Below are 17,965 nucleotides of genomic sequence, written 5' to 3'. Positions count from 1 at the left end.
GATATTTCAGACGCTGGATCTACACCGGCTGAGGAATAGATCTTCGATGAAGTACCGCGCGAGCGTCGAAGCTATGGGACGCGCAGGGGACGGAAGCCGCTGGTGGGAAAGAGGCCGGTGGGATAGCTTTCGGTGGGAGCCTGGGGTCTGAAGAGGTATCGGACGAAGAAACCGCCGGAGACGGTGTCGTAGTTGTTGGTGTTGTTGGCGGAGAGGAAGCCGCCGAGATACCAGTGGTCAGCGACGCGGTAGGCGCCCTCGGAGCTGAAGGCGTAGTTGAGGCCGGTGTTGCTGTTGACGGGGGTCTGGGCGTTGCCGGAGCCGGTCTGCAGGGGAATATCGAGGGGATAGTACGGCGCCTGATCTTCCTGGAAGGACTGGACGCCGATGCTTCCGGAGATGGTGTAGTGGAAGTCGGTCTTGTAGTAGCCGGTGAAGCTGACGGGGACTCCGGTGAGGAAGTAGACGTTGGGGCTGAAGTAGCCGCCCTGGCCGTAGGTCATGCCACGCTCGTTGTGATCGTAGTGCATGCCGAAGAAGTCGGCGCCGATGTTGAGGCTGCCGTATCCGGGCCAGTTCTTGACCTGGAAGTAGGCGCCCATGATGCCTTCGAACTTGCGGTTTTCGAGGACGTGGAAGCCGGTGAGATCGGCTCCGTCGGCGGAGATGTAGAGGCCGGACTTCGCGTTGCCGACGTCGAAGCGCAGGCCGCCGCCGGAAGAGACTACGCCGCCCCAGATATTTCCCGCGGAGACGGCGGAGATGGAGCCGGGATCGCGCAGACCGGCGTAGGAGAGCTGGGTGTCTTTGACGGAGTCGCGCTCTCCAAAGAAGGTGAAGTGTCCGCCTGCGGGACGCCATTGGGCGCGTGCGGTGATGTTGGCGACGAGAAACTCATATGGGGTATAGCCAGCGGCGACGGCGAAGTTGGTGGTGGCGAGCTGGAGTTCTCCGCCTATGCCGCTGGCGAACTGCTGCGCGGGAGTAGCGAGGGCGTTGCCGGGCAGGGTGCCGAGGATGGGGATGATGCCGGTGGAGCTTTGAAAGGAGGCGGTGTTGACGACGCCGGAGTTGAGGAAGACGGGTTTGGCGACGACGGTGGCGCGGACGGATTTGCCAAGGACGCCGGATGCTTCGAAGGGAGCTTCGAGATCGCTGAGACGGTCGAAGCCGGAGGTTCCACTGCGGTAGCGACCGATGCCGGTGCCGCCGACCCATCCGCTATAGGAGGCTTCGAGGGCGGCGAGGTCTTGCTCGGCCTGCTGGCGTTGGGTGAGCGGTTGGCCGGGAACGACGGGTGAGTCGGGATTGTAGGAGCCGCGTAGGGGTGGGACGCTCTTGGCTACGAGGTCGGCGTCAGTTGGCGGGAGGCCCTGGGGTGCGGGGGAGCCGAGTGCGGGATAGCCTGAGTCGCTGAGAGGCTGGGCCACGCCGGGATAGTTGAGTGCGGGAAGGGGTGCCGCTGCGGATTGCGACGAGGAGGACTGGGAGCCGCGATGGTGGGCGGGCTGCGAGGTGGTTCCGGGCTGGGGATACTGCTGGCCGTAGCCGTCTGCTGGAGGCGGGGTCTGGGATTGGGCCTGTGACTGGCTGGTGTACTGTGCGTTCTGGGTAGAGAGGGTGCTGCTGTAGTCGTCGGTGGGAGGGTGACTCTGGCCTTCGAGGACGCGACCGTTTGGCTGGCGTGCGCCGGAGAAGTCCGGGTGGGAGGTGCCGTTGCGTGCGACTTGGGCGTTTGGCATGTAGCGAGCCGTGGGCAGGACGTCGGTGACCTCACGCTGGGGTGGGGCGATGCGGGGGATACTGTCGCCGAGCTGGATCGGAACGGGCGATGGGGCGTATCCGTAGGTGGGGTTGGCGGGGGGGACGTAAGGAACGTAGGGGCCGTAGACGTCCTGGCGAGGCTCTGTGGTGAGGGGGACGGAGGCGGACTGGGTCTGGGGCTGGGTTTGAGACTGGGACTGCGCCTGCTCGGTGAGGCGGAGGATCTGGTCGCGCTGGTAGTCCGATGGAGGGCGATTGCCGGGTGTGGGGGTGTTGTAGGCGGTGGTGGGTTCGTAGCTGCCGGTGGTGGCGGGTTCCTGGTTTGAGGCTTCGGGCCTGTAGTTGCCAAGGGTCGCGGGACGAGATGGACGAGAGGCGTTGGAGGCCGGGTTGGCCATGTACGAGGGAACGACGTTGGTGTTGTTCTGGATCTGGACCGGGGCCTGGCCGTAGAGGTTGCTGTAGCTGGGTAGGTAGGGTTGAGCGGGGGCCGTGGGCTGGATGGCATCTGCGGCGGCGGTGTCGGGAGATCCGAGAAGGGTGGCTAGATCCTGGGGCTGAGCGGCGGTTGGGAGGCGCGTGACGGGCTGGGGCTGACTGAGTTCGGCGGCTAGCTCTGCGCCTGGGTCGGCGGGCGGCATGGCGGCGAGGGAGGCACGATAGTAGTCGGCGGCGCGGGTGTTGTTGCCTCGGGCCTGCTCGAACTTGGCGCCTAGGGTGAGCATGTCGGCGTCCTTCGGATACTCGTCTAGTCCGTAGCGGAGCCAGGTCTCGGCGTTCCTGGTGTCGCCAGCGGCGAGGGCGGCCCCTACGGCTGACTTGTAGTCGGAGGCGGTCGCGGCGGTCATGTCCTGCGACTTGAAGATGAGGACGGCCTGTTTGGGAAGGCCGGCGCGGGCGTATCCGGCGGCGAGGGCGCGGAGGACGCCGGGGTTGTCGGGGAAGGAGTGGGCGGCGGCGTTGAGGATGGCGAGTGAACGTTTGATATTGCCGTTGGCGGCGGCCTGGTTGGCGCGGCGTACGGCCCAGTTGGTCCAGATGGTCTGGACGGTGCGGCGCTGCTCGTCGGAGAGATCCTGACGGGTACCGAGCTGCATAAGCTGACGATAGAGACCGGCGTCGTTGCCTCCGTTGAAGAGAAGCCATGCGTCCTGGATATCGACGTCGGCGGGAGCGGCGGTGCGCTGGGCGGCGTAGTGCTGCTGGACGCGGTTGATGAAGATCATCGCCTCGCGGGGCTGACCGAGAGTGTTGTAGATGGCGCCTACGGTCTGGAGGTAGTCGACGTCGTTTTCAAGCTGCTGGCGAACTGGGGTGGGGATCTGCTGGATCTGGGCTAGGGCTTCCTGGTCGCGGCCGGAGCTGTGGAGGACAGAGAGCAGACCCTTCCATGCGTCGGGGCGGTCGCTGTTCTCGGAGAGGATGGCGGTGTAGATGGGGAAGGCGTGCTGGGCGTCGTTGCGCGAGAGGTAGATGCCGGCGAGTTCGAGGAGGACGGCGTTCGAGGGCTTCTGGCCGACTGCGGTCTGCTGGGCGACGGACTTTTCGAGGATGTCCTGTGCGATGTCGAGCTTGTTCTGGCTCTGATAGACGGAGGCGACGGTGGTCTGGAAGCCGGGGTCGTGCATGGCCGTCTCGTAGGTGGAGGGAGGCATGGCCTGGAGGGTTTGAAGGGCCTGTGGGTCTTCCTTCATGATGTGCTCGACGCGGACGAGGCCTTGCCATGCGGCGACGTTGGAGAGGTCGGCGGCGAGGACCTGCTTAAATAGCGCCGCGGCCTGGGGCAGGCGGTTGGCTTGCTGGAGGAGCGCTGCGTACTGGAGCTGGGTTTCGACCTGGAGGCCATGCGCTCCGGTTGGGAATGGGAGTTCCAGGGCGCTGTGGAGGACACGCTGGGCATCGGCGTCGCGGCCGACGGCAGAGTAAGCCGAGGCGAGCGAACGCAGGAACTCGGGATCGCGCATCAGTTGGGTGTGGACGGCGGTGGGGATGCGGCGTTCGGTGAGGAGAGCCTGGGGTGCGTTGCCTGCGCTGTACTGCGCCATGAAGAGGCCACGCCAGGCTGCGGGAGAGGATGGCTTGAGCTTGACGTAGCGCTCGTAGATCTCGATGGCGGGCTCGGGCTGCTGGGCTTTGAGGAGGGTTCCGCCGAGGCCTTCGAGAGCCTCTGCACTGGTCGGGCGCAGGGTTAGGGCGGCGCGGTACTGCTGCTCGGCGGTGGTGAGATCGCTTTCTGTGAGGGCGGTGGAGCCCTGGCTCATCAGGGAGTAGAAACGGGCGTTTTCGAGGGCGGTGTCGAGGCCGGCGTCGCGTGCTCCGCTTTGTTTTGCCTGTTCGAGGAAACTGATGGCTCCGCCGAAGTTGGACTGCTGCATGCGGACGTAGCCCATGCCGGCGAGGGCGCGGGCGTCCTGCGGGTCGTTAGCAAGGATGGCTTTGAAGCGCAGCTCAGCTTCGGGGAGATTCTTCGCGTTGAGTGCGTTGTAGGCGGTCAGCTCCTGAGAGCCGTGTGCGCGGCTGGCTTCGTCCTGGGCGACTTCTTCAGGGGTCTGAGGTGCGCGGATGGCGCTGGGCTTGGGTTGGCTGCGCAGGGCCTGGCTAAGCTGAGGGTCGTTGTGCTTGGCGAGGTAGGCGCGGATGTCTGCTGCGGAGGCTGGATTGGCTGAGTCCCAGACGAGGGACTGGCGCAGGGCTTCGACGGCGTGAGGATCGTCGGGGTGGCGCTCGAGATATCGGCGGCCTTCGGCGCGGGTCTTGGGGTCGTAGGTGAGGATGCGGCCGAGGGCGATCTGGTAGCGCGAGTCTTCGGGATGCTTTTCGATGAGTGCGCGCACACCGGCGATGGCGTGGGGGCGTCCGTCTTCGGTCGCGGATTCGGTCTCGTAGTAGGCAAGCGCCCAGTCGCCCTGGGGCGGGTTGGAGCCGAAGACCTTGCGGTAGATGGTCATCGCCTGAGCGTACTGACCGGATGCGGCGTACTTGCCGGCCTGCTGGAGCTGCGCGGTCTGGTCGGACTGCGATCCCATGGACTCGACGCGGCCGATGCTGGGGTCGTTGGGGTTGATGGCGCGGAGGCGGTCGAGATAGGTTCCAGCGAGGGCGGAGTTGCCGGAGAGCTTGGCGGCGCGGGCGAGGCCGGAGAGCGCCTCGGTGTTATTGGGATCGGCGAGGAGAACCTGCTGCCAGGTCTGGGAGGCCATGTCCATGCGGCCGCGGAGTTCGAGGGCGTGGGCCTTGTCGAGCAGGGACTGGGTCGCGGCCTCGGGAGTCTGGGCGTGAAGAGATGGGGTGGATGGGATGAACGCGAGTGCGCCGAAGAGGAGCGCAGCCGCAACGAACCGGGTTGGCGAAACATTCCTCATAACTTGGCCATGGCAACGCTCGAACCCAACGGTAGAGACCTTATTAGACACTTCGACCGTCCTTCCGAAGCTTACCGCTTTTTCTTGGTTTTGTACCGTTTTATTTGGTATTTACTGGTTTGTTACTAGTGTGGAATCTGTTGGATAGCGAAGGAAGGGTCAGCGCCACTTCACCTTGAGGGTGCCTTCGCGGGTGAAGCGGAATCGCTGTTCGGACCAGCCGTCGAAGAAGAGAGCAAGGTTCTGGTCGTAGTATGCGGCGTTCTGTCCGTAGAGGCCGGACGCAGAGGATTTGGTTGCGGCGAGACGGTTGGACTGGACCTTCTCTTCGGATTTCATGCCGAGGGCGCGGAGGTAGGGGATGACCGCGGCGGAGAAGCCGGGAGGGCCGTTGGGGTTGAGGATGCGCCCGGAGCTGTCGACCTGTTCGGGTGGGGTGACGTGGGTTTTGAGGTAGGTGGACATCCCTGTGACGAGGGGCAGGAGCGATTTGAGGCCTGGGGTGGCGGGGTCGGAGATTCCCAGCCATAGATAGACGCGGATGGCGTCGTAGCTTCCGATGGGTGATTTCTCGCGATTGCCGGAGGCAAGTTGAGACGGAGAGATGGATGGGAGGATATCGGTTCCGGCGGTGATCCAGTCCATGGCGAAGCCCGCGCCTGAGCCCTGGGCGAGCATGGGGTGGAGTGAGTCGAGGATGGAGCGCCAGGGACCGGTGGGGATAGCTGAGGCGAAGTAGACGAGGAGGAACGGCGGAAGGTAGCTGGGATTGAGCAGCCAGGTTTTGTCGTCGGGATGAAAGCCGACGGTGCCGGAGAGCAGCGTGGTGCCGAGGCCGGGTACGTAGGACACCTCCTGCTGGGCGATGCGCATGGCCATGAGGGTGCCCAGCTTTTGAAACCGTGGGACCTGCCAGAGACGGCCGGCTTCGCAAAGATCGTAAGCCATCCAGAGATCGGCGTCGGAGGCTGGGTTGGGATCAAGGACGCGCCAGTTCCCTTCCGGGCCTTTGCCCCAGTTCCAAGAGGGCAGGTGGAGGGTGAGGTCGTTGGAGGCGAGGTTGACTTCGGTCCAGCTGAGGATCTTGTCGAAGCGAGCGCGGTCGTTGGCGACGAGGGCGAAGAACATGCCGTAGGCCTGACCTTCGCTGGTGGTATGGTCCTGGGCAGAGTGGTCGATGACTCTTCCCTGCTGGTCGATGGTGTACTGCGCGTAGCTCTCCCATAGGGGCCAGTGCTGCTGGGCGTGGGCTGAAGAGGAGGCGAGGACGAACAGGATCAGGCCGAGAAGAAGCCGGCGCCGGAGCGTGGAGGAGACGCTGGGCGCAGGCTGTGAGAGGCCGGCCTGATGCAGAGGGTCCATGTGGGTCTATTCATTCCCCTGGAGGCGGGCGCGTGCTTTTTGCCGAAGGATGGAGCGGATGATGATGGCCATGAGGAAGCAGAAGGTGAGGGTGGAGATGACCATCAACCACTGGTATTGAGAGAAGAGCATGTTGAGCTGAATCCACCAGGAGAGCGAGCCTACGCGGTAGTCGTCGTTGCCGATGCGGTAGGAGACGAAACGGGAGCCGTGGAGGACGCTGACCGATTGGGAGACGTCGGAGGACTGCGAGGTTTTGAGGAAGACGGAGAGGAAGTTGGGGACGACGTTGTGGTCGCGCAGGGCGACGACGACGACAGAACGGTTGGACCCGCTGGGCCACTCGATGCCTTCGATGAGTACGTCGGGCAGGCCGCCTGCGGTCTCGAGCTGACCGGACTGTACGCGGTCGGAGCTGTGGACCTTCCACCAGGCGTGCTGGAGCTGGGCGAAGAAGCCCTGCGTGTCCTGGATGTGCAGGCCGCTGCCGTCGACGCCGACGGGGAGTGATGGATTGAGATGACCTATGGCGGGTTGATCGTCGACCGTGCCGAGGACTAGATAGTCCTTGCGGTGGTCGGTCTTCATGCCGTCTGAGTTGGTGACGGAGACGTTGAGGACGGGATAGCCGGTCTGAGCGCCAAAGTGTCCCATGAGGGTTAGGAAGACCTCGATCTCGTCGGGGGTGGGAGTGTCGGGCAGGATGACGGCGGTGTCGGAAAGGTCAGCCTTGCGGGTGAAGGGATAGCCGGCGTTGGCGAAGATTTCGAGATTTGGAAGCGTCGCCCAGTGGGGAATGCCCTGGATGTCTAGGTAAGAGTCTTTAAGGATGGAGCCTTGCATGTTGTAGGGCGCGGTGTCCTGGCACTCTCCTTTTTTGGCGAGAAGGAAGATGAAGCGCAGAAGCATGGAGTTTGAGAAGGGACGCATGTCGGAGACCGGCATGGGAACGATGGTGTCGAGCTGGGCGGAGGCCTTCTGAATGTGCGGCAGTGGAGTGGAGCTGACGTAGGAGTCGTTGAGGTAGACCTGAAGGCTGCTCTCGTTGGAGATGGGAATGCCGTTATAGCGGTAGCCGAGGTGGAATCCGAGGTTCTGCTGGGCGCCGTAGTAGAGATCGGGCGGCAGGCGCATGTAGATCGCGATGGGATTGGAGCCGTCGGTCTGCAGGCCGGTGGTCTGGGCGATGTCGCCGATGCGGGTGATCTTTTCGGTGCTGAGCCAGCGGGGTGCGTCGTCGGGTTCGCGGGGCGCGGGCATCTTGAGGTTGGGGATGCGTACTTGACTGCCTTCGAGTAGGTCGCGCTGGAGGGTGAGGGCTATGGCGGCGTTGAGCACGTCGTCCGAGGTATCGCCGGTGAGGACGAGGACCTTGGAGTACGGGTCGTTCGGATTGCTGCGCATGGCGATGGTAGGGCCTGAGCTTGTGTTTATCTGAAGCGAGGCGGGGAGGGTTGCGCTGTTTTCGCCGATGATGATTGCGTTGCCGGGGGGAACGACGCCGACGGAGACGGGAAAGCGGACGGGGCGGGAGTCTGCCATCATGCCGAACCAGGAGGCGACGATGCCGGCGGCCTGGAGAGCCTTGGGCGAGGGCTGGGTGAGGAAGACGATGGGAATGACGGGGCGAAGATCGACGGCGGAGTCGTAGAAAGGAGCGGGAAGGATCTTGAGGTCGTCGTGCAGGGGTATGAGGGTTCCTGCGAGCTCGAGGGTGGAGTTACTGTCGACGTGGCTCCAGAGGGTCGAGTGGGAGGGGTCTTCGCACTTGAGGGTGTAGTGGCCGATGAACTCGAAGGTGAGTTCGTTGTTGTGGACGAGCATGTCGGCTGGGAGATCGACCGTTGTTTCAAGCAGAGCGTTGTTCTCGTTGCTGACGGTGTTTGACGCCGCCCCGCTGGAATGCGGTGCGACGGCGCTGGCTGGCGAGGTGACAGGAAGGGTGGCGAAGAGGGTGCCGTTGAGGCTGACCTTGATGTGGCTGAGAGAGGGGATGAGGCCGGGCGAGAAGTGATAGCGAAGGTGCATCCTTGCACTCTTGACGATCTGGTTCTCAGGCAGGGAGAAGCGAACGGTGTCGTAGGCGTCGGTGCCACGCATGACGATGGTGTCGGGCACGCCGATGTCGGAGAGGGCGAGAACCTTGTCGAAGGTACCGGGGGCTGCGGAGGTGGAGGCGCCGTCGGCGGACTGCACCGATGTGGGCAACGTGGCTGGTAGAGTGCCGAATGGCGTGCCGGCCTGGCTGCGCTGGGGGTGGGGGTGGGAGAGTTGGGCTGAGAGTGTCTGGGTGCAGAGACACACGGCCATAAAAAGAAGGGGTGCAATGATGCTGGTGGCAAGCTTGGCCTTGGGTGCGGACTTCTTCGACTTCATCAAACCTCGTGCCGATTGTTTAAATCCATGAAACGCAAGCTGGAAGATGCGTAGGAGACTGGTGAGGGGCTTGTCCGGCTCGCGGTTTTCGCCCCAGCCAAGCCAGGTGTCTGCGCGGGAGTAGAGGACCATGGTGAGCGCCTCCTCCTCCTGCAGATTAAGTGGGTCGAACTGTGCGCGGAGGACGTTGCCACTGACGCCTACCAGCGTGGCGGGAAGCGTGGCGTTGCCGTCGAGGACGGGGAGAGTGAGTCTGACGGAGTCGCCGATGCTGGCGGTGAACTCGCGCTCCATGCGGATCATGAGGCCTCCGCTGGATACGTCGGTGGTGACGCCGTGAATGATAGCTCCGCTGGGCAGAAGGACATCGGCGGGAATCGACATGGCGACGCGTACGGTCTGGCGGCGCTGCCTGCTCTCCCATGCGACCGAGGTGGCGACGCCAAGGATGACGAGGTTAAAGCAGACCCAGATGAGATTCATAACGATAGTGCCGTAGTGGTTGCCGTCGTACATGCCAGCGAGTACGTTCAAGGGCCAGATGAGGTCTGAGCCGGGAAATTGGAAGAACCTTGGGATGGCGCAGAGCATGCCGACCACGTTGATGGCGATCATGAACATGAACGGTTGCGCGATGCGTTTGTCGAAGAATCTTCGATTGACGACGCCGCCCTTTGCGGTTACGTCGAAGCTGCCGAACTTGGGGTTGACCAGGGCGAGCATGGTGGGGAGAAAGATGTAGGGGGCGAGAACAGTCTCGTAGATCTCGTTCCAGAACGAGTGGCGGTGCTGGCCCTGGATGCGCGAGTTGGCGATGTTCGAGAGTACAAGGTGAGGCGCGGCGTAGGCGAGAATGGCGGCCCAGTATCCGGGGACGTTGACGTGGCCGAAGATGAGATAGATGAGTGGGGCAGTAAGAAAGATGAGGCGAGGAAGCGCGTAGAGAAAGTGCGTCATCGCGTTGAAGTAACAGAGCCTCTGCGCTGCGGACAGACCTTTGGCGAAGAGCGGGTTGTCGGTGCGCATGATCTGGATCATGCCGCGGGCCCAGCGAATACGCTGCTTGACGTGTCCGCTGAGACGCTCAGTGGCGAGGCCTGCGGCCTGCGGGATATTGATGTAGGCGGTGTTCCAGCCGTTCATCTGCATGCGCAGCGAAGTGTGGGCGTCTTCGGTCACGGTTTCGACGGCGATGCCGCCGATCTCGTCGAGCGCGGTGCGACGGAGGACCGCGCAGGAGCCGCAGAAGAAGGTGGCGTTCCAGAAGTCGTTACCGTCCTGGACGATGCCGTAGAAGAGTTCGCCTTCGTTCGGGATCATCTTGAACTGGCCTAGATTTCGCTCAAAGGGATCGGGCGAGTAAAAGTGATGCGGCGTCTGAAGCATGCCGAGCTTACTGTCACGCAGGAACCAGCCGAGGGTGACCTGCATAAAGCTGCGGGTCGGGACGTGGTCGCAGTCGAAGATGGCGACGAAGGGCGAGTCCAGACGGGACAGGGCGCGATTGATGTTGCCTGCCTTCGCGTGTTTGTTGTCGTCGCGCGTCATGTAGCCGATGCCGGCTTCTTCGGCGAACTGGCGGAACTCTTCTCGCTTGCCGTCGTCGAGGATGTAGACGTTGAGCTTGTCGGTGGGCCAGTCGATATTCATGGCAGCCAGAGCGGTGTACTTCACGACGCTCAGGGGCTCGTTGTAGGTGGGGATGAGGAGATCGACCGAGGGCCACTTACCGGGATCGTCGGGCAAAGGAACCGGGGTGCGACGCAGAGGCCATAGCGTCTGCAGATAGCCGAGGAAGAGGATGATGAAGGCGTAGGTCTCGGCGAAGACAAGGAGCCAGATAAAGAAGGCGTCGAGCGAGCTCCAGACTGAGCCGGGATCGAAGAAGAATTTGACGGTAGTGGATAGTCTCCAGAAGCCGTAGCGGAAGGTGGAGAACATGGAGGCAAGGATGAGCGTGAGGGTGACGACGTAGGAGCTTGAACTTCGGTCGAGCCAGATGACGAGAGCGACGGTGAGGATGCCGAGCACGATCTGCTGGGGCCAGGTCAGTTCCAGGATGCCGGTGAATCCGAGCAGGAAGACGCCGCAGACAAGAATGAGGGAGCGGAGAACTTTGAAGAAGAGATTGTCACCGGCCTCAAACTGCCTGAAGAGAGGTGACGCATTCATCGCTCGCTCCAGCGCACGTTGCGGAAGCCGGCGGTGGCAGGCGCAGCGACGGTGCGGAGCCAAGTGGCGAGGTTGAGATAGTCCTCGGCCACGGGTGCATCGGGTGCGTAGTCTACGACGGTCATGCCTTCGGCGAGAGCTTCGCTGACGGCAGGCGCCCGGCGGATGACGAAGGGCAGGAGCCGGTCGCCGAGCTGGCGGCGCATGACCTCGCGGATATCGAGGTGCAAGGGAAGCGAGGTGTCGAACTGGTTGAGGACGTAGAAGGGCTGAAGGGGGCGGCCGTCTCCGTCGTTGACGCCGCTGAAGAACTTCTCGACCATCTGCAGGCTGATGACGGAGTTCATATCGGGGGCGACGGGGACGAGGATGGTCGGGTTCATGCGCGAGAGGCGGCGGATGATCCAGCTGGAGTTGACGGTGAGATCGAGCAGGATGCGGTGCGTGCCGCGGCTGTTGTTGAGGATCTCTTCAGCGAGAAGCTCCTGCGCTGCGTCGTCATGATTCTGCTGTTCTACAGCGTAGCTGACGAGGTAGATCGGCGCGTCGGTGCTTCCGCTGGGAGGAGAGAAGGTGCGTACGCTGCCTTGACGGAGTTCGCTGGCACCGAAGTAAAAAGGCAGGAGGCCGTGCGAGGTAGTGTCCGTGAGTAGAACTTTTTCGCCCATGGAAGAGAGTGCGCGGCCCACGGTTGCGACCAAGCTGGTTTTGCCGACACCGCCGGCGAGGGAGAAGACAGCGAGCACCGGGGTACGGGTCTCCTTCTGGCGAATGGGGGCGGCCTCGGGTTGATCCTGACCGGGCTGCTCGAAGACGCCTTTGAGGGCAAACCAGCGAGCGGCGACGCGCTCACGGGAGTGCTGCAAGGTATCGGCGACCGAGGATTGGGCTTGAGGTGCCGCGGAGGCTAGAGGACGTTGCGGGAGCTGTGGCGCCGGGGGTGCGTAGAGCCAGGCAGGACCGGCGGGGTCGGAGGTAAGGCCAGAGCGCTGAAGAGATTCGTGCGCGAGTTCTGTCAGGGAGCGTCGGGGCGAGTCGGATACGCTCTGGGACTGTTGGGTCTGGGATTGGACTTGGGACTGCTGATAGTCGAAGTCGTCCTGAGCGCGACGACCGCGGGTGGAGTCGGATGGAACGAGAGCCTGGGAGAAAGGAGACACCGGTCTGGGCGCGACGGAGACCGATGATGGGGCAGTAGCATCGCGCTGGGTTGTCTGCGTGGGATCGGCGGCGAAGCGTGGCCGGTCAACCGACACGGGCGACCATGGTTCGGAGGCGCCATGGACGGGAGCCGGTGCTGATGTGGCCTGCGGAGGCCGAACCGTCGGCTGTGGTTGAGGATCGGTGCGGCGCTGCCCGGTGAGCGGGGTTTTGCCTTCGCTGGAGCTCGAAGACTGACGTGGGGAGTGCAAGGGCTGATCGGGAGTTGGCGTCATTTCCTGGGTTGGAGCAGGTGCGGACACAGAACGGCCTGGAGGTGGAGGAGAGTTTTTAAGTGGGTCAGATGAAGTGTACTCGACCAGAGGAAGGTCGAGGTCTGGCCCGCGGTAGATCTGGCGAACTCCGGAGGCTTCGTCGGGACGATAGCCTTGTGGACGGCGCGGCCTAGGATGAGATGTGGGTGGTTGGAGCGGCGCGGGTGTACGCTGCTCAGAAACTGCTGGGGATGCAGCGTTGGGAAGCGGATGGGCGGGTTTGATATCGCTGGCACGTCTGGCCGGTACGCCTGGAGGTGTGGCGTGGAGGCTGGAGCCGGCGGTGTAGGGGTCGGACATCTCTCCGGGAATTTCTTTGGAGGTCTGGCCTTGAAGCTCATATGCGGCCGACGTAGAGGTTTGATGATCGGCGGCTCTGCGGCGCATCTCGGAGTCGGCGTAACGTGCAGCCTGTCGCTGGGCGGAGGCGTGGGCTTCGGCGATCTCTCGTTCTTCGCGACGTGCGGCGGCTTCGGCGATGGCAGCAGCTTCGGCCCGACGAGCGGCTTCGACACGCTCCGCAGCGGCGGTACGGGCGGCCTCTTCGGCCACGAGAAGAGAACGATCGGCATCGAAGCCGGAGTCTGCGGCTCGTGAGGTGCGGGCGGCGGCGACTGCCTGGCGGGCGGCGGCATCTGCAGCTTCGGCTGCGGTCTCGGCCTCGGCCTGAGCGAGAAGCGCCTGTTCGCGTACCTGCTCTGCGGCGCGGTGCCTCAGTTGTGCGCGATACTCCCGTCGCGAGGCGGAGAAGTCGCGATATTTCGCTCCGTGAAGATTCGCCCAAGAGTAGAGCACTGCGACATCTTCCGGGGTCTCTACTGCTGCGTGTTCATCGAACCTGTCGGCGTTGCGAGAATCCATGATTGCGAGTCCTGTACGTACTGTGCGGTGAGTCCTGGGACAACTTTTTTCTTTGAATCCACCGATACCGCCGGCTCAAAGAAGTGAGTTTAACCTGTTGTCATGCAATAGCATGAGGCTACTGTGGGAGTCTGTTCAAGTCAATGAATCGATATGCGACTTAAGTGTGACGGAGCGATCACTACGCGTGTTACGCCTGCAAGCAGCATGGGAGATTTAGACACATCGGTGTTGATCTTGCATTGCGCTGCAAAATGTTCGCGAAGGGATGCACGGATGAAAAGGCCGCCGTGTATCAGGGCTTGGCTTATGTGTGCTAAATAGGCTGTGGAGTCGAAGCCTGACGACGAAATTCCCTATGCCGAATGTGCTAACTTGGTAGTGTGGTCTGAGAGCGTAGCTCAGTTGGTAGAGCATCGCCCTTTTAAGGCGTTGGTCCTGGGTTCGAGCCCCAGCGCTCTCACCATAAATTACCTAAAAATCATATACTTGCAATCGTCAACCACGATTGACAAATTAGTTCGAAGAGTGAATCTTTCACTTTTTCTTCTACTTCGCCGAAGAAACTACCTCACTGGCCAGGCTTTCGTCGAGAGATCTCATTGGTCGTTCTCCTTGATATCTCTTTGTCACTAGTGCTGATGGCAATACCGGGTCTGCTGCTTGCCTCCGCAAGTTCCTCCATCAGCATGAGCAGGTGAATACCTGAGCGGAAGATCTTGTCGGGCACCAGTAGAGACGGTATCTTTCCGAAATCTGGCAGTTTGCTATGCATGACCGCTGCTATTGCCCCGGCATTCGTCACGGTATCGTCCGTCTATGGGCGACATTTTTGCTAAACGTTTCCAAGAACTTCTGGACCAAGCTAATGCTGTGATCGCCACAGCTCAGTGTCTCGCCTATATCTCACTTGGTTCAGTTCTGCATAGCCTGACGCGAACATATCGCGTAAGCCATACATCAATGGCCGCAGAACTGTTGATCTCGCTACTGAATGAAGGCCTCGCTTGCTCTACTGTCGGTGCGACAGTAGAGCAGTATTCGTCTAGGCCTTAGCGGCGGTCCTCTGGCTCGCATGCCCATGCGGGTAATGGGCCTGTCGTTACGCGCGGAGCCGCGCCTGGCGGAGTTGTGATACTCGCAACATTGTTCTGCAAGTTCGCGTACGCCTGCTGGACCTCGGCGAGTCAATCCTTGCCTTTGATAACTGAAAGGCTCCCCAGCGAAGAAGTCACTGATGGCTGCAATCGGCGTGGCGCCGTTGAATGCCGCCGGTATGGTTAACGACTAAGGTTGCAGTATTGAGGTCAAGGTTGCTGAAAAGAAGCCCAGCGACACTTTCGCGTTCCTGCTCAAACCTCCTCAGGCTTGCGCGGTAACACACGGCTTCCCATCGGTCGATCGATTCCATCAGGCTCGAGAAAAATCAGCCAGGAGGGGTTGTGCGCAAGGATTTGTTCCAGCTCCGGCTCATTCAAAACCATGCACGCCGTCGATAGCGCGTCCGATTCAGCCGCGGTATCGGTGAGGGCCCAGGCTCGATTTTGCCGCAAGGCTAGCCGACCGGTGCGCGGATCAAGGATATGACTACCCTTCACCGCCAGTCCCGAGCCGCTCAACGAAGTATGCGCCAGAAGTAGTCGCTGCGGCGTATTGTCGTCTCCCAGCCCGCAGGACCAGCCAGCGGATTCCTTCGGAGGATTTCCCGACAGAATGCTGCTGCCACCCGCAACCAGCAGGAACGAGGGGCAATCCCAGCTTCGTAGCAACTCCGCCATGCGATCGAGCGCAAACCCCTTGCCGATGGCGCCTAGATCGAACTGCACCCGTCCCCTCTCGCACTGAATAGAAAGCTCCTCCGGGAGTAAGTTCCACGACGGTAAACAAGATTGTGTTTGCAATGCGGAGGCTGTGGCGGAAAATGCGCCGAGTGTTGCCAATTCCATTCTTTTAGCGATTTCGAGGCATGCGAACGCCGGCTCGCTCAAGCGCAACTTTTGGCCCGGCGCGAGTTGAGCGATCTGCGCTATATCGCTGCTGCCACGGAAGCGGCTTAAATAAGATTCCAGCTTATCCAGTAAATCGAGCGCGGCCTGTGCGGCTTGCGCGGCATACGTTCTTTCCTCATCGGCGATGCGCACCTCGAAGTGTGTCGCCATTGCGCGATGGTTAAACTGATGAATGTTAGCCATGGGTTTCAGTTCGGCGAGTGCGACCACAAAACGATCAGAACATTTGGCCGGACTCCGAAAAACTCCGGGTGAAAACTCCGCAATTGATCTCCGTATTGGTCCGCAGCTTCGGTGGAAGTGATGTAAAAATCTACGTCTCCCGGTTGCTGACCCGGCTGCCAGAACCCGACTTCGGGGAAGTGCCGCAGATACCAAGGCAGCGGCCAAGGATCTGAGGCTATGACGGCGATCCGCGGTACTGTAACTGCATTCTGACGTGCCAGCCTTTCAATCTCTGCAGGCAATCCCAGCAAATTTTCCGAGGTGTGAGCATAGGCATACGGATTGGTTTCATCGGCAGGATGGAGAAATACGAGCTGCCGCGTATCGTGGGCTATCAACATAGCAACCAAAGCTCCTACGAGAATGCACCAAGTACGAAGGACTATAGGAGGAACAGGATACGCCGCCAGTATGCGCCAGAGCGATTCAATCGCCAGACCGGCAAACAAGGTGATTGGCAGCCAGAGATTCAGGGCCAGCCACGGCGTCTTGTATGGAATCAAGCTGTAGAGAGCGCCTAGGAAGACGGCATAGAGCGCCAGAAGGCCATAGGCCGAACGATCACGTCTTCTCATGATCTGGAAGAAACCGATGCAGGCCAGGGTCAAAATTACTCCGCCCAACCACCCGCCAGCAAGAAGCTGAACGTAATACCAGGAAGGCTTTTGATGGCCCTCGCCGCCCGCACGCACCAAAAAGTTAGGTATTGCTTGCAACAATGCGGCCAGGGCTTTCGAGTTACTGCCGAACCAAGTGAACAGCATTACGCTCAAAAGAAGGAAAGCGGCAGCCGCAGTCAATATCAACTTTGGCCGCCATAGGCTACTAAGACTCGTTCCGCCCAGGTTCCAGCGCCAGAAGACGATTGCCGCGACAGCCAGCGCTAAGAAGTGAAGAAGAGCGGTCTCCTTGTTTGCAAGCATCAACGCAGCGCAGGCTGCAGTCAGCGCTGCCTGCCCAGCGGAAGGTTTTTTGCTTGCACGCCAACCGGTCAGAATCAATCCAAAGGTGGCGGCGACAAATAGCGACTCGTGAATGAAATATCGGTCGTAGTAGACCGGCAGAGGGGCAACAGCGAACAGCAGCGCGGCGATTAAGCACGGTAGAAAGCCAAACATTTCGACCGCCGCACCGAAGAGCAAAATCGTGAGACTTCCTGCCAGAACTGTTGTCATGCGCAGTTCCGATTCGGTGAGATCAGAAAACGCCTTTGCACCCTGCAGTCTGGCTAGCGGCAGCGCAACTGCAGCCAATAGGGGTCCGTGTCGGTCCAGCGGGTCGTAAATGAATGCTTTACCGCTCAGTAATTGTCCTACTATGTACGCGTTGACAGCTTCATCTGTGTGCATTGGTCGCGCACCCAGCTGCGGCAGACGGAAGAGTAGACCGAAAAGTGCGAGAAGAAGAAAAGTTGCCCAGCGAAGCCACTTCGGGGGAAGGAAGGAGCTCTCCATTCCGGGCGATGAGTTTCGATTGTAGAGAACGAGCTGGGGCTGATCGGAGCTCATGGGATCGATACACCAAACTCAAGTGTTTTCAGAGATGGCATTCCTTTCAGGATCGTCCTAAGTCACCGCTCCTTTGTAAATCTGGACGACCCTTGGACTACGGATTTTGCGGTGCATGAACTCCGAAACTCTTAGCATCGCTCATCTGCAATGGCCTGCGGATGCCTACTGATCTGAGCTTCAGGCAGCAGGTTTGCCCCACACTTCAACTTCGATGTAGTGATTCAATTTATTGGACGTATTGCCGTTGCTGTACAAACGAATGTAGCGTCCCTGCACGCCCTTGGTGTCGATTAGTTTCCCCTGATACGTCTCGATGTAACTCAGGTTCTTGCCTGCACCAAGACCAAGCTCATTGGAAGAATCGCTGTTGAACACGGTAGTCACGCCTGATTTGAACGTGGGATCATCGGAGACCTGCACCGCAACATCTCGGTACACGCGCGCCTGGGAGTGAAAATGCCATACAAGAACCGCGTAGATCGTGGCTTTCTTTGACAGGTCAATCTGCATCCATTGTTTGCCCGGCCCAAGCTCGACCCACGAGCCTTCATTGCCGTCCTTATCTCCATCAGTGACCATATCGAGCGTGCCAACAACAGGATTGTTGTCGCTCGACGTGACCTTTTTGTTTTTTGCAAGATTGATCGTACCGGCCGGAACGTAAAAATCAGGGCGCTTGCCAGCTGTCGGGGGCTCAAGATTGGGTACGTGCAGGGGCACCGGAGTTCCAACGAACAGGGGCGGCGGTAATTGTGTTTTTAGAACGACTTGGTTCTGAGCAAGCGCCGCGGCGGACACAAGCAATGTAGCGAGAACGAAAAATTTCGTAGAAAATATTCTCATCATCG

Annotated in this window: 7 protein-coding genes and 1 tRNA gene; 1 reads left to right on the top strand and 7 read right to left on the bottom strand. The window is 60.9% G+C overall.

The features are described 5' to 3' along the window. Positions 1-71: 71 nt before the first annotated feature. The 4 genes from GSQ82_RS20420 to GSQ82_RS20405 form a co-directional block, all read right to left on the bottom strand. Positions 72-5,126, bottom strand: coding sequence for a cellulose biosynthesis protein BcsC (locus tag GSQ82_RS20420; protein WP_158794116.1), 5,055 nt, complete (start codon positions 5,124-5,126; stop codon positions 72-74). A gap of 159 nt (positions 5,127-5,285) precedes the next feature. Then, on the bottom strand, positions 5,286-6,488 hold the full coding sequence (bcsZ, locus tag GSQ82_RS20415) for a cellulose synthase complex periplasmic endoglucanase BcsZ (protein WP_158794115.1): 1,203 nt from the start codon (positions 6,486-6,488) through the stop codon (positions 5,286-5,288). Positions 6,489-6,494: 6 nt separating this feature from the next. Further along, positions 6,495-11,036: a UDP-forming cellulose synthase catalytic subunit gene (gene bcsA, locus GSQ82_RS20410; RefSeq protein ID WP_158794114.1), complete on the bottom strand. Its 4,542-nt coding sequence runs from the start codon at positions 11,034-11,036 to the stop codon at positions 6,495-6,497. After that, positions 11,033-13,372, bottom strand: coding sequence for a cellulose synthase operon protein YhjQ/BcsQ (locus GSQ82_RS20405; RefSeq protein WP_158794113.1), 2,340 nt, complete (start codon positions 13,370-13,372; stop codon positions 11,033-11,035). The genes bcsA and GSQ82_RS20405 overlap by 4 nt, the downstream gene beginning before the upstream one ends. Positions 13,373-13,762: 390 nt before the next feature. Here GSQ82_RS20405 and GSQ82_RS20400 point away from each other — a divergent pair. After that, positions 13,763-13,838: transfer RNA gene (locus GSQ82_RS20400), tRNA-Lys, on the top strand. An 886-nt stretch (positions 13,839-14,724) separates the two neighbouring features. Here GSQ82_RS20400 and GSQ82_RS20395 read toward each other — a convergent pair. The 3 genes from GSQ82_RS20395 to GSQ82_RS20385 all read right to left on the bottom strand — a co-directional run bounded on the left by GSQ82_RS20395 (position 14,725) and on the right by GSQ82_RS20385 (position 17,963). After that, on the bottom strand, positions 14,725-15,564 hold the full coding sequence (locus tag GSQ82_RS20395; protein ID WP_158794112.1) for an FAD:protein FMN transferase: 840 nt from the start codon (positions 15,562-15,564) through the stop codon (positions 14,725-14,727). 5 nt (positions 15,565-15,569) lie between these two features. Next, entirely contained in the window at positions 15,570-17,060 is a 1,491-nt protein-coding gene (locus GSQ82_RS20390; RefSeq protein ID WP_254061818.1) for a flippase activity-associated protein Agl23, read from the bottom strand. 234 nt (positions 17,061-17,294) lie between these two features. After that, positions 17,295-17,963 carry a discoidin domain-containing protein gene (locus tag GSQ82_RS20385; protein WP_216847142.1) on the bottom strand — a complete coding sequence of 223 codons (669 nt, stop codon included), beginning with the start codon at positions 17,961-17,963 and terminating at the stop codon, positions 17,295-17,297. Positions 17,964-17,965: the final 2 nt, after the last annotated feature.

Origin of the sequence: Granulicella sp. L60 (assembly GCF_009765825.1) — a bacterium.
Taxonomy (GTDB): Bacteria; Acidobacteriota; Terriglobia; order Terriglobales; family Acidobacteriaceae; genus Edaphobacter.
This window is presented reverse-complemented; position numbering and strand designations above follow the sequence as displayed.